This is a genomic window from Nocardia neocaledoniensis (genome assembly GCF_029868625.1).
Classification (GTDB): Bacteria; Actinomycetota; Actinomycetes; order Mycobacteriales; family Mycobacteriaceae; genus Nocardia; species Nocardia neocaledoniensis_A.
This window is the reverse complement of the sequence record NZ_JARWOJ010000370.1, coordinates 1-12,474: the sequence shown is the minus strand read 5'-3', so window position 1 is coordinate 12,474 and position 12,474 is coordinate 1. Positions and strand designations below refer to the sequence as shown.

Genomic DNA, 12,474 nt, shown 5'->3' with positions numbered 1-12,474 from the left:
ATGTTGTGGATACCTCTGTGGACAACCACAACAGGAGCCGTCCACCGACCCGGACCCACATTCGGTCGCGACGCGCAACCGACGGTCCAGCATCGCGCCTTCTGATTCCTCACCGGCCACTGAGCCCGCACCCACCACGGGGGCGGGCTCAGTGCATTTCACGGAAGGAAACCTCCCATGCCCACCCCGGTTCTCGCAGAACCTGCCTGCGGCCAGTGCCGCACGCCGACCCCGGCAGCCGACCTCGTCGACCGCCCAGACACCGACAGACTCTGCGGTGATTGCCGGGCCGACTGGCCTGAGTGCCCGCAGTGCCGACGTTCGGTCCGCGACCTCGTCGAGGTCATCAGCGGCCACGACCTCTGCCCGAGCTGTGCCCGCGACTACCTGCGATGCGGTGATTGCCTGGCACCCACCGCGCGCCCCTACCCCACCGATGACGGCATCGACGTGTGCGAGCTATGCGCCAGCGAATACCGCGAAAGCGACACCTGCGTCACCCTGGTCCCCTACGGCACCGACCAGTGCTCGGACTGCCGATCAGACCACCCCGCGATCTTCGACTACTTCTACAAACCCACCCCCGTCTTCCACGGCGACGGACCCCTCTACCTCGGCCTAGAACTCGAAATCCGATCCACCAGAGAAGGTTTCACCGACGCCGCCGACACCGCCATGGCCGCCGTCGGCGATCTGGCCTACCTCAAACAGGACGGATCGATCAGCTGCGGGTTCGAACTGGTCACCCACCCCATGACCTACCACTACGCGATCAACGAGTTCCCCTGGTCGCTGCTGGGCAAGCTGCGGATACTCGGATGCCACACCGACGACGAAGTCGGCATCCACATCCACCTGTCCCGCGACGGGTTCGACTCCCCCGCACACATCTACCGGTGGATGAAATTCATCCACCGCAACCAACCCGAAGTCACCACCTTGGCCCGCCGCGACTCCACCTGGGCCCAGTTCACTCCCGCCGCCCGACAACGGTGCCGAGAATTCGCCCGCGGCAGCCATCGCGGGTTCGGCCGACAACAAGCGATCAACGTCTACCCCGAAGACACCTTCGAACTGCGCGTGTTCGCCAGCTCGCTGAAACCCCAACAGGTCCAAGCGGCCCTCGGCTTCGCCCACGCCTCGGTCGAATACACCCGCAACCTCCGATCCCGCGACATCGCCCGCCACCACGGCTGGGAATGGTCGAGCTTCGCCAGCTGGGTCGCCGCCCACCCCGACTACGCCCCACTCACCATCGAACTCACCCAGCTCGGCATCGACGGGCACCACGCCCGCGCATCCTGACCACCCAGCCACGTCCCACCCAAAGCTTGCGGACGGATCCTCAGACGCCGAGTTCGGCACCCAGCCGCGCCCGCGTGGGCCGGGTGCGCGGCCATGGTCGAGGACCGCCGAGACCAGCTTGCCGCCGAGCCGGGCGACGGCTGGTCGCGCTCACCGCTGAGGACTGAATGATTCGCCAACAGGAAGGAATTCATCGATGCCGGTCCGGATGGGCAAGTTCGAACTGTGGTTCCCGCTGCGTCAGGTCGCCGTGATCGCCGAGCACGCGATGGCCGCCACAGAGCACTCGTGGCCCGACTACGACAGCGACAAGCCCGACCCGGTCCCACCGGCGTTGGTGTGGGCCAAGGACCAGGGCACCTACCTGCTGTCCAACGGCGTACCCCGCCTGCTGGCCGACCCCGCCAAACCCGAGGGCTCCTCGAAGGTCGTGTACGCGGTCGGCTACGAGCAGTACTTCGACTTCTCCTACACCGCGGTCGGGGGCGACGACTTCGCCGAATACATCTCCCTCACCGAGCAACAGGACGGAATCTCGTTGATCGAGATGATTCGCCACCACGCCGCCCGTGGCGGGATCATGATCTTCACTGTGCATCCCGGCGGCCGCTTCGACATCGAGTTCAGTACGGCCGCCGCATCATTGGATCGCTAGCGGCTCGGTGCAGATGCCGAATCGACCTCGTATCCCACCAGAGACCTGCGCCGCACCTGATGTCGAATCTCGCCCCTGACCGGCTACCCGACAAGCACCGATATTCGTGCTCACACCCGTCGACACCCGGTGGTGAAAGTGCAGCGCGCTGCCTGAGACCGCGGTGAAGCCGAGCGCTTCGAAGAACTGTCGCCGTGCCCACCGCCCATGTGGGTCGGTGTCAAGGACCACCGTCACCTCATCGGCGCCCGCCGCGCAGGCTCGTTGGGTGAACGCGCGCACCAACGCAGACCCGACACCGCACCGCGGTCGCAAGACACCGACCAGCGCCAGGTGGCCCGTCTGGGGGTTGCCGGCGAGAAACCCTTCGGCCGCGCCGTCGCGGCGAGCGAGGAGCCGAACCGCACCCGGGTCACCGATCCCGGTCAACCGTGATGGTGCGGCGAAGACGCTGTCGCGCAGGTGGTGGAGTTCGTCGAGGCCGACCAGCAGCGGCGCGAGCATCGCGTGCTCACCGTCGATCTGCTCGACCTCGATCCTGTTCACGCCGTCCACGCTGCCATACCGGTACGGCCGTGCAGAAATCTCCGGCGAGCGCAGACGCCGGCCGCATGTGACGGCAGGCCATAGTTGTCACCTGCTGGGGAGCTGACCTTACGGTTCAGTCCGGCCTACAGGTCATGGATGTCACCATGTGCGGTTCCCAGTTGTCTCAAGAGGTGCGGATTGCGGCTCCGCCACAGCGCCTTGTCGTCACCGAGATTCGGGTAGTGGTGGGTTGCCCTCGAAGTAGCCGTAACCGGTCGGGTCTACCGGCCGCTGCGGCACTTCGCGCAACACGTTGACGATCTTGCGCCACCGGCTTCGCTCGGCTACCAGCGCCATTTCAGCGCCCTGCCGAGTCGCGATCGCGATCTCGGTCTGGCCGGGATTCGGGTCGCGTTCACGAAACTGAGCGATCTGGCGCTGCCCTTGCTCGATCTCGCCGTCGATTGCCGCCACGACCGCCTCGGCGGCAGCTATCAGCCCCGCAGTGATCGGGAGCGCATTCGCGAACGTCTCGCTCGCGGCCGTCAAGCCCTTGCCCTGTCCAAACATCCGCCCATTCTCCACCGATGATCGCAATGTGACGGGATTCCTCCGGGGGTCAAGGCCCGGCCGATCGGCACCCGGTGACGCACACAATCTGCGACTGACAGATAAGACCTGTCGTCACACCGCAGCACCTGCCGTCTCACCTACTGCTCAACCGGGCTCAGTGCGTGCGCGGGACACCATTGGTGGAGTTGGAGTTGCCCGCGCCCGTTGCCGGTGACCAGAGTGAAGGTGACCAGCCCCATCCAGGTTCCGTCGGCGAGCAGCACCCACGCATGGAGCCAGCCGGGGACGTTGTCGGCCAGACGCAGGCCACCGAGTTTCACCCGCATGGCCAGCTGATCCTGGCGGAAGTACCTCGGCTTGGTGGCGATGGCCAGGTGGGCGGCGACGACCACCTTCTGCGGCGGGTCGACGACCCGCCACGGTTATGGTGTGAACTGCACCGGCCACTTCTCGAACACGCCGCCGAACTTACATGTCTCGAATGTATGTTCGATAACGGGTAGAGTTCGGGTCATGCCCGAGACGCCTCGCCCCGCACGGAAGGCAGTAGCGCTGGCCACCGTCCGTCGCCAGCTCGAGGCCTGTGCCGCGTTCGGCATCGCGGTGGACCCGGATCACCTCGATGCGGTCGCGGTGCGGTTGACCCAGGTACTGCGCGACTACGCCGAATCCGATACCCGCAGGTATCCCCGCCTGCGGCGTCCACTGCGGCCGCGATCCGCTTCGACCGTGCACCTCTGGCGAGTCGACCGCGCTCACCGCGATCCCGAACACCCGTCCTCGTCATGAGCGACCCGCGGCCATCGTGATGCTGATCTGGGGAATCATCACAGTGAGGCGAGGTACTCTCGCCGGATTCGGGAGATCAGCTCGGGGTAGTTCTGGCCGAAGACGAACGAGGTCCAACGAACTGCTTCGAACGCCTTGGTAGCTGGCTCGATGTCCTGGTCGGATCCGACGCTGTACATGTATGCCGTGGTCGCGTCGAACTGAGGGATCGAGTCACCATAGCCGCCGAATCGGGCAGTGACGGTGAGCGGGATGGCCGGGTTGTTCTTCACCAGCTCGCCCAGTTGTGAAGGGACCGTGAACGCGGCGGGAGGTGCGGTGCCGTTGTCCATGGCGTCGAGTGCGGCGCGGAAGTCGGCGAAATCGGTCAGTCCTGCTCGTTCGAAGGCGCGGCGGGTGCACCACCGGGCGAGCGCCCGTTGTTGTTCTGCGGTGAGCGCGGCGATCTCGTCGACCAGGTCCCGGTCCAGGTCCGCGACGAAAGACCCGGTGTGCTGTCGCCGGGGGTCTGCGCGGAGGTAGTCGGATGGGGGTCGGTCGGCCCATTTGCCGCGTGCGGCGAAGGTGGCGTGGGCTTCGGGGCTGTCGGGTTGGACTTTGATCCAGCCGCTGTCGGGATCGCCGACGTAGACGAGGTCGTCGAGATGCGGCACAGTTCCTTCCACGGCCGCGTCGGTTGGGGAGGGCCCGTGGGCGCTGTCGGTCCTGCGTAGCCGGGTCAGTCCGCCGACGGCCTCGCTCGTGGTGGTGAACTGGACCAGGTATTCCTCGCATGGCTCGGCGACGTCGAGGTCGTAGTGGGAGTCGCGGCCGCGGGCGTGGACCCGGACCCGGTACCGGTCCGCGGGGATGGCACCGAACGTGTCGACGAGCTCACCACCGATGGTCATCACCTGCAGCGATGCGTCTGCTTCGATGACGGTCTCTTCGACGGCCTCCCACTCGTCGAATTCGATGTCGGACTCCGGGGCCGGGTCGAGAGTCAGGGTGGCGGGGCCGTAGGCGATGCCGGTCAGTATGGACACGAAACCGGGGCCGGTCCAGATGAGTGTTCCCTCTGCGGTGACGTCGGTGGTGTCGGCGTCGGTGGCGCAGATCAGGAACTGGTGGTGTTCGACCTGGACGGTCCCGGTTTCGGTCATCGTCTACTCCTCGGCGGTTACAGGCCCTTCACGCAGAATGTATCGCCGTCGAGGACCCTGTTCTTGACATAGAACCAGCTCAGAATGCCGCCACCCGCATGTTGTCTCGCCCGGGCATCATGCACATGCCGATCCCCTGGGAACTGAAGAAGGTCACCGGGATCGCCAGGACGGTAACCCAGGGCGGCATGGTTTGCCGGCACGGATCGGTGTCGGTCGTGCACCCCTGGCGAGTCGACCGCGCTCACCGCGATCCCGAACACCCGTCCTCGTCATGAGCGACCCGCGGCCGTTGGCCGGACGACCGCGGCCCTGGCCCCGCTCGACTTACAACCGGGGGTCGTGCACGAGCCGGAAGTCGTGCAACGGCTCGTCTTGCCCGCCCGCTGCAGTGAACTCGCGGTCGATGACCTCTCCCGCCGGGATGTCGCAGTCACGGCCCATCATCGCAGCCGACAGGACCAGCGGAGCCGTGGCCGCGTGCCAGGGCGTGACGCAGTGCGCGTCGTCGCCGACGGTGAGCATCACCCACAACGGAACCCGGCCATCGGGCAGTACCTGGTAGTCCTCGCCGATCGAGGGCGCGTCGAAGTAGATCGGATAGTCGTGGTCACTCATCGGTTCCGCTCCTGCCGGATCGTCATGGTGCACGCACCATAGTCGGAGCGCCGTCGCCCGACGGCTGAACGGATACCGGTGGTCGGACTGACGCGGTGGTGGGCTGCTGCGTGATGACGATAGTGCGCGGGAGCCGACAACACGTATCGGCAACGCCACCTGATCACAGCCCCGGGCTGCGGCGTCCAGGCCGGTCGGCGTGGAATCCGCAGCCGGCAGCCGTGTAGGGCGATAGGTCAACCCGCAGGCGCCCCGGCACCGGCAACCGGATGTCGGCGTTCATCGATCCTGGGGGTGATTTCGATGCCGAGACCTGGACCAGGGTGAAGTCGTCCGATTTGCCGGGAACCTGCAACGAAGCAGCGCCGTCCAAACTGGCATGACACCCGAAGACCGGGCCGCGTTGATCGAAGCGGGCTACGACCCGAACGACCCCGGCGTTCAGGCCCGCATGATCGCGGTCGAGCGCGGACTCGCACTACTGCGGGCACGCTGGCACGACAACTCCGGACCGGCCCACCAGCATTGGACGCCCGCGACGACGCCGATGCGTCCAACACGACGGCCGCCGTGCGCTCCACGCTGATCCTGCTCCGCCACGCCGAGCCCGTCATCCCCACACCCGGCGGCCCCGACGACGACACCCGCCCGCTCACCACCTGAGGACGCCGGTAGGCCCGCGCCGTGGTCGACGAGCTCGTTGCGCTGGCGCCGCATGCGATCGTGTCCAGCCCCACCTGCGAGCGATGCAGACCGTGCAGCCGCTGGACCATGCTCTGAATTTGCAGGTGCGGGCCGAGCCCGAGTTACGGCCGACCCGGTCCAGGTGTTAGCCAGGGCTGAGCGTCGAGAGCCAGCTGGCTTTGATCGCGAGTTCAGACACCGCTTGGTCGCGAATTTCGACAGCGTCTTGTTCGTGACTGGTCGCGGATTTCGACACCACTACACCAACCTGGTTGCAGTACGGCGGTACCCAACTGGCCTCCCCGTGGCTGGGGTCGTCAGCGGTGGTCATGACGAATCGTCGCGATGCTGCTCGGGGGACCTCGACAGCAGAACTGGAACGCGTTCCCCCTTTGGTTGGTAAGGAGTCCGCGTCCCATGTGACCTATAGGCGACAGTACAGGGCGTTCGTAAGCGAGCCGGGTGACCGGAAGCCCTGCGCAACAGCGGGTGTGGCCGCCGATAAGTGAACAATCCTGGCGGTCTGATCCAGAAGACACTGCCGTGCACCGCTGGATTCTGTACCTTCGAGTTCGTGACTAAGGGGGAAAGGCCTGCGCGCAGCGGCCCGGTCGAGTTGCGCTGGCGCACGGTCGGTCTCATGGTGGGCGGGGCTGGCATGGCGGGATTCGGCGCGGCTGTGCTGTCGGGGGTGGATACCGGCCTTTCGCAGCCCTGGGCGACACTCCTGGGGGGAACCGGCGTCCTTGCCGCCGGCATCTTGACCTACGTCAACGGTCGCGACACCCGTAAGCAGGCTGAAGAACATCACAACGAGCAGATGGCGCGTGAGCGTGAACGCCACGCAGACGACACCGAGCGAGCGCGTGAAGCCGCTTTGTGGGAACGATTCGGCGCGGCGGCCGCTCAGCTGGCCGATAAGTCCGCGGCGATCCGTATCGCTGGTGTGTACGCGATGGCTGGTGTCGCCGATGAGAGATCTGGAGCGAATCGCCAGCAGTGCATCGACGTGCTGTGCGGCTATCTCCGGCTGCCCTATGACCCGGAACAGGGCGGATCCGGACGTACCAAGCTGGTGACCAAGACCGCCGGCGCTGATGGCGCCGAGCAGGAAGAGCACACTGAATACCGGCAGAACGACCGTGAAGTACGCGCCACCATCCTCCGCGCAATCGCCGACCATCTTCGCCCGCAGGCCGAACACAGTTGGTCATCCAGTGATTTCGACTTCCGCACAGCACATCTAGAGAGTGTCGACTTCAGCATGGCGAAGTTCGCTGGCATCGCGCGGTTCGACCGGGCAACCTTCGCCAGCGACACACACTTCGACCGGGCGACCTTCTCCGGTGACACCCGGTTCGACCGGGCCAACTTCTCCGACGACGCCTGCTTCATTGGCGCGACCTTCGCCGGCAGCACGCGGTTCGGCAACGCGACCTTCGCCGGCAACGCCTGGTTCGGCAACGCGACCTTCGCCGGCAACGCCTGGTTCGACCGCGCGACCTTCGCCCGTCAGGCCGGATTCAATGACGCGACTTTCGCCAACGGCGCGAGGTTTGGCGAGGCGACGTTCGCTAGTTGCGCCGGGTTTAACGGCGTGACCTTCGCCGGCGCCGCGGAGTTCAGCTGCGCGACTTTCGCCGAGGTCGCCGAATTCAATGACGCGACCTTCTCCGCCTTTGCGGGGTTTAGCTTCGCGACCTTCGCCGACAACACCTGGTTCGACCGCGCGACCTTCGCTGGCGGCGTATGGTTCGACCGTGCGGCCGTCGCCGGCATCGCCCGGTTCAACCGCGCGACCTTCGCTGGCGGCGCCAAGTTCGACAACGCAATCTTCTCCAACATGGTCGGGTTCCACCGCGCGACCTTCGCTGGCGGCGCCGGGTTGGACAGCGCGACCTCCTCCGATTACCTCCGGGGGAGGTTTTCCTTCCTCAAGGTGGATTTTGGTACAGAGTTCGTCTCCTTTGGCGGGCCGCAGGAGTGGGGACCTCCGGCACCGACGTTTGACTGGGACGAGGACCTCAGTCAGAAACCCGCCAACGTCGAGCCACAGGATTGGCCACCGGCCGTAGCTGTACCGCCGCCGGACGCGTGAGTCTCGGGGAGCGATCGCTTTATGGACATCGGGCCGCCGACGCGCAGCTCCGGTCGGCGATGTGCGGGTGGCAATCACCCACACATCGGCATTACAGGGCGTTTGGCGGAGTCACCAACGCTGCTACCCATCGCCGAATTGAAACATGTTCACTTGTCGGATTGCGGCAGTCGGCAGTCCGACGCCTCGCTGCGAGGCCGTCCCCTGAAGGGTGGCGAACAGGGGACGACGGCGATGTGGTTCAATACCGGTCGTCCGACCTAGATGCTGTCGAGATTCACGAACACTAAATCGAGCGGTGCTGGGATTCGCGACCAAGGTGGTGCCGAGGTTCGCGACCAGAACCAACCAGCAGAAGACCGTGTTCCTCGGACACCTCGAGACTCATCCACCCCGAGCGTGACGAGGACTTCTTGGCGCACGGTCAGCGTCGAGGGATGGACCCGTTGAGAACGCGGGTCCACGCCCCAACTCCGCGCGCGGGCGCCGCGAACGCTGCGGTCGGACGTGCCGTCGTGAGCAGGACCGGACGCGAGCACGATTGCCCGGTGGCGGCCTCACCGGCCGTCGCTACTTTGTCGATCACGGTCTTGCCGTGGGGGTTTCGACGTCATCGAGGTCCTTGTCCGGGCGCAATCCTCTCCAGGACGGGTGCCGTAGGCGGCCGTCGCCGGTCCATTCGGTGAACGCCACTTCCCCGACCACGTGCGGTTCGAGCCACACCACCCCGGCCGGGGTCGACCGGAATCCGGGGACCGGTGGATCCAGGCGTTGCAGCGGCGCCAAACGATCGTGCAGGTCCGTGAGCATCCCCGCGGTGAACCCGGTTCCGACACTGCCCGCATATTCCAGGCTGCCTCGGTCGTCGGGGACCGCGACTAGCAGCGATCCGATCGTTCCGGCCCGTCGGCCCGTCCCGGTTTTCCAGCCGATGACCACCACCTCCTGGTGGACCACGTTCTTGACCTTGGTCCAGGCGGGACTGCGTTGCCCGGACAGGTACCAGCTGTCGCGGCGCTTGCAGATGATTCCCTCGGCTCCGAGCGCCTGCGAGGCGGCCAGGGCGTCGGCGGCCGGCTCGGGAAGCAGGCCGGGAATTCGCCAGTGCGGTCCGGCCAGGCCGGTGAGTTCGAGTAGTTCGCGGCGTTGGGTGTAGGGCAGCCCGGTCAGGGATCGGTCGCCGATGTGGAGCAGGTCGAAGATCATGAACGTCGCCGGTGAGGTCTGGGCTAGAGCGGCGATGGTGGCCGGGTTGCGTTGGTGCATGCGTGGGGCCAAGGCCCGGAACGAGGACCGGCCCGCGACTTCGATGACGATCTCACCGTCGACGACGAACCCGGGTTCTGTCGGGGCGAGCCCGGCCAGTTCAGGCCAGGCCGCGGTGATGTCGTTGCCGTTGCGCGATTCCAACCGCAACCGCTCATCGACGTAGGCCAGGGCCCGGATCCCGTCGTGCTTGAGCTCGAATGCCCATCGCCCGTCGTCCACCGGCAACGCGCCCGCGGCGGCCAGCATCGGCGCGTACCGCGGTAACCCACTCACCGGCTCCTCGCCATCACCACACCCCTTCCACACAACCCGACACCAGCAAACATCCAGCGTAACCCTGAACTGGGTGGTCGTCGGCCACCGCGCCGCGCATGCCACGCGATCACCCTTGACGGAACAGGAGCCACGAATGAGCACAACCCCACCCGCGATCGACATCACCGCCGTGGAGTCGATCTCACGGACCGAGTTCGCCGGACGCGAGCACCTCGGCACCGCCGGACCCGTCACCATGCTCGCCGACAACCCGGTCATCGAGCGGTGGCGTGAACAGGTGCGGGGTTGGCGGGGGCGGTTCTGGACCTACCGGCCCGACGAGACCGGGGCGCTGCGGCTGTACCCGCTCAACGTCAGCCGCCGCTCCCGCACCACCCGCTGACTTTCATCCACTCTCGGCGCGCCCCGGCTTCGGCTGATCGCTGCGTCGTTGTCGTCTTCTACGCAAGGAGCTTTCGTGTCCACCACCACCATCGAGCCCGACACATCCGCCGACCTGGATCAGGAGTCCTCGCCAGGAACCGACGCCACCCTCACCGTGCTCGCCCCGCTGCCCGCGCCCGCCGAGGCCGTGAGCATGGACCCCGCTGATCTGGTCATCGGGCACAACGTGCGGCCCGAGGACCAGATCGATCTCGACGCCCACCCGAAGGAGGTGGAGTCGATCCGGCGGTTCGGGGTGCGCGATCCGATCCTGGCCCAGCGTGGCCCCGACGGCCACGTCGTGGTCGTCGACGGACAGGTCCGCGCGTTGATCGCCCGAACCCTCGGACTTGCGCGGGTCCCGGTCTATGTCGAGGCCACCGACCGTTCGATCGATGATCCGGAGCGGTTGATCGAGCGGGCGTTGGATCAGATCAATCTCAACGATCGGCGCATCGAGTTGACCGATTCGGCGCGTGTGGCCGGGGTGGCCTACATGCTCGACCTCGGTGCCACCGCCACCCGCATCGCCGAGGGTCTGCAAATCGACACCGCACGGGTTCGCAAGGCCGGGAAGATCGGCCGATCGAGCACGGCCCGAAACTTGGTGGATTCCAGCGCGTTCAGTCTTGACCAGCTCGAGGTGATCGCCGGATACGAACAGCTCGGCGACCACGCCGCGGTGGAGAAGCTGTCGGCTGTGCGGTGGAACTTCGACTACGAAGCCGAGATGATCGCCGCCGACCGTGCCCGACGCCGCGACCGACTCACCGCCGCCCTGCCGTTCGCCGCGGCCGGGCACCCGATCCTCGAGGCGGAATCCGTCGAGGTCGACCTCGACACTTATATTCCGGTCGACGACCTCGTCGACACCAACGCCGAACCGGTTTCCCCTGAGGCGATCGACGCCGAACCAGGACGGTGGGCGGTGGCGATGGATCTGATCGAGGACGCCGAACTGTTCGACCCCGCCACCGATGAGGTCATCGACCCCGACACCGTCGATTTCGACGCCGATACCCCTGGCACCGAACCCGCCGACGGGCTGCGCAGCGCCGCCGGGTTGGTGTATCGGGACGTGTGGATGCCGAGCTACTACCTGCCCGTCGACCAGCTCGACGCCGCCGGGCTGCACCGCCGAGACCCCGACACCAGCGGTGACCGTACCGAAGGCGGCGAGGGTGGCGGTGAGGGTGATGGTGGTGATCGTGCCCGGGTCGCTGCCGAACAGGCGGCAGCGGACAGCGCCCGGAAACGTGAGGAACGGCGCCGGGTGATCGAGTTGAACAAACGCGGCGCCGCCGCGAAGAAGCGGCGACTGGAATTCCTGGCGCGGGTGCTCACGTTGCGGACCCCACCGCCGGGCAGTGCCGAGCTCGTCGCGACCTCACTGGCTCGCGACACCACCCTGCTCGGTGGAACCCGCGCCCGGACACTGGCATTGACGCTGTTCAACGCGAACAACAGCACCAATCTGACCGACACTGCGACATCAGCTGTGGCAGGCAGGGCGTGGGTCATCACCCTCGGGCTCGTGCTCGCCGCCCACGAATCAACCCTCGACAAGGATTGCTGGCGCACCCACGCCTGGCAGGGCAACGCCGTCTCCGGCTACCTGCACTTCCTCGCCGCGGTCGGTGAACACCTGGCCGGCCGGGGACGTGCCAGCGACCGCAACGAACAGTTCCGGCTCGTCGACGTCGAACTGGCCGCCGCCGGCGATCTCGACTACCGCACCATCCCCCTCGACCAGAACTCCACGACCGTCCCCGCCATGGACGAGCGCGGGACCGTCGACGACAACGACCCCCTGGAAGAGGAGCAGCTCGCGCACGCCGCGTGAGGGCAGCGGCGGTCCGAATCCACGGAATCGATTCGGACCGCCTCACCCCCACGCTTCGACAGAGCGCTTCCACTACCCAACCGGAATGAGGCCCGTGATGTTCACCCGGTTCCGAGATCGTCGGAGTTGCGAGTTCGATTCTGTGGCAACCGATCAGGCATCGCCGGTGCGGCAGCTCCGCAGCATCCCCGACGCCCCGACCCCCGCCCTGGTCGACGAGGTGCTCTCCCACCTCGCTGACGCTATTGGTCGCGACCGGGCCGAGCTCGCT

The 12,474-nt window shown here is 66.6% G+C and carries 13 protein-coding genes; 7 read left to right on the top strand and 6 right to left on the bottom strand.

The annotated features are described in order from the left end of the window. Positions 1–177: 177 nt before the first annotated feature. Together QH270_RS28805 and QH270_RS28800 are read left to right on the top strand one after the other, a co-directional pair. Positions 178–1,305, top strand: a complete 1,128-nt coding sequence (locus QH270_RS28805; RefSeq protein ID WP_280347264.1) for a hypothetical protein — start codon at positions 178–180, stop codon at positions 1,303–1,305. Positions 1,306–1,501: 196 nt separating this feature from the next. Then, positions 1,502–1,960: a DUF3085 domain-containing protein gene (locus QH270_RS28800; RefSeq protein WP_280347262.1), complete on the top strand. Its 459-nt coding sequence runs from the start codon at positions 1,502–1,504 to the stop codon at positions 1,958–1,960. Here QH270_RS28800 and QH270_RS28795 read toward each other — a convergent pair. The 3 genes from QH270_RS28795 to QH270_RS28785 form a co-directional block, all read right to left on the bottom strand. Beyond that, positions 1,946–2,506: a GNAT family N-acetyltransferase gene (locus QH270_RS28795; RefSeq protein WP_280347260.1), complete on the bottom strand. Its 561-nt coding sequence runs from the start codon at positions 2,504–2,506 to the stop codon at positions 1,946–1,948. The genes QH270_RS28800 and QH270_RS28795 overlap by 15 nt on opposite strands. Positions 2,507–2,713: 207 nt before the next feature. Next, positions 2,714–3,058: a hypothetical protein gene (locus tag QH270_RS28790; RefSeq protein WP_280347258.1), complete on the bottom strand. Its 345-nt coding sequence runs from the start codon at positions 3,056–3,058 to the stop codon at positions 2,714–2,716. A gap of 140 nt (positions 3,059–3,198) precedes the next feature. Then, a complete protein-coding gene (locus QH270_RS28785; RefSeq protein WP_280347256.1) occupies positions 3,199–3,453 on the bottom strand; it encodes a hypothetical protein in 255 nt (84 codons plus the stop codon). 121 nt (positions 3,454–3,574) lie between these two features. On the opposite strand from QH270_RS28785, the gene QH270_RS28780 reads away from it, so the two are divergent. Then, positions 3,575–3,850: a DUF6374 family protein gene (locus QH270_RS28780; RefSeq protein WP_280347254.1), complete on the top strand. Its 276-nt coding sequence runs from the start codon at positions 3,575–3,577 to the stop codon at positions 3,848–3,850. Between the two features lie 38 nt (positions 3,851–3,888). Here the strand turns inward: QH270_RS28780 and QH270_RS28775 are convergent, their stop codons facing one another. Both QH270_RS28775 and QH270_RS28770 read right to left on the bottom strand, forming a co-directional pair. Beyond that, positions 3,889–4,992: a hypothetical protein gene (locus QH270_RS28775; protein ID WP_280347252.1), complete on the bottom strand. Its 1,104-nt coding sequence runs from the start codon at positions 4,990–4,992 to the stop codon at positions 3,889–3,891. A 327-nt stretch (positions 4,993–5,319) separates the two neighbouring features. Beyond that, positions 5,320–5,610, bottom strand: coding sequence for a hypothetical protein (locus QH270_RS28770; protein ID WP_280347250.1), 291 nt, complete (start codon positions 5,608–5,610; stop codon positions 5,320–5,322). 525 nt (positions 5,611–6,135) lie between these two features. On the opposite strand from QH270_RS28770, the gene QH270_RS28765 reads away from it, so the two are divergent. Together QH270_RS28765 and QH270_RS28760 are read left to right on the top strand one after the other, a co-directional pair. Continuing rightward, the gene (locus QH270_RS28765) at positions 6,136–6,273 is read left to right on the top strand and encodes a hypothetical protein (protein WP_280347249.1); all 138 of its coding nucleotides are present in this window, start codon (positions 6,136–6,138) and stop codon (positions 6,271–6,273) included. A gap of 595 nt (positions 6,274–6,868) precedes the next feature. Beyond that, the gene (locus QH270_RS28760) at positions 6,869–8,392 is read left to right on the top strand and encodes a pentapeptide repeat-containing protein (RefSeq protein WP_280347248.1); all 1,524 of its coding nucleotides are present in this window, start codon (positions 6,869–6,871) and stop codon (positions 8,390–8,392) included. A 582-nt stretch (positions 8,393–8,974) separates the two neighbouring features. Here the strand turns inward: QH270_RS28760 and ligD are convergent. Further along, the gene (gene ligD, locus QH270_RS28755; protein WP_280347246.1) at positions 8,975–9,934 is read right to left on the bottom strand and encodes a non-homologous end-joining DNA ligase; all 960 of its coding nucleotides are present in this window, start codon (positions 9,932–9,934) and stop codon (positions 8,975–8,977) included. 136 nt (positions 9,935–10,070) lie between these two features. Here ligD and QH270_RS28750 point away from each other — a divergent pair, with 136 nt between their 5' ends. After that, positions 10,071–10,319, top strand: a complete 249-nt coding sequence (locus QH270_RS28750) for a hypothetical protein (RefSeq protein ID WP_280347244.1) — start codon at positions 10,071–10,073, stop codon at positions 10,317–10,319. 75 nt (positions 10,320–10,394) lie between these two features. Next, positions 10,395–12,203, top strand: a complete 1,809-nt coding sequence (locus QH270_RS28745; RefSeq protein ID WP_280347242.1) for a ParB/RepB/Spo0J family partition protein — start codon at positions 10,395–10,397, stop codon at positions 12,201–12,203. The last annotated feature ends 271 nt before the right edge of the window (positions 12,204–12,474 follow it).

Excerpts from the sequence above, each read along its gene's own strand:
- QH270_RS28805 (WP_280347264.1), top strand. The coding sequence starts at position 178 with ATGCCCACCCCGGTTCTCGCAGAACCTGCCTGCGGCCAGTGCCGCACG.
- QH270_RS28800 (WP_280347262.1), top strand. The coding sequence starts at position 1,502 with ATGCCGGTCCGGATGGGCAAGTTCGAACTGTGGTTCCCGCTGCGTCAG.
- QH270_RS28790 (WP_280347258.1), bottom strand. The coding sequence starts at position 3,058 with ATGTTTGGACAGGGCAAGGGCTTGACGGCCGCGAGCGAGACGTTCGCG.
- QH270_RS28780 (WP_280347254.1), top strand. The coding sequence starts at position 3,575 with ATGCCCGAGACGCCTCGCCCCGCACGGAAGGCAGTAGCGCTGGCCACC.
- QH270_RS28775 (WP_280347252.1), bottom strand. The coding sequence starts at position 4,992 with ATGACCGAAACCGGGACCGTCCAGGTCGAACACCACCAGTTCCTGATC.
- QH270_RS28770 (WP_280347250.1), bottom strand. The coding sequence starts at position 5,610 with ATGAGTGACCACGACTATCCGATCTACTTCGACGCGCCCTCGATCGGC.
- QH270_RS28750 (WP_280347244.1), top strand. The coding sequence starts at position 10,071 with ATGAGCACAACCCCACCCGCGATCGACATCACCGCCGTGGAGTCGATC.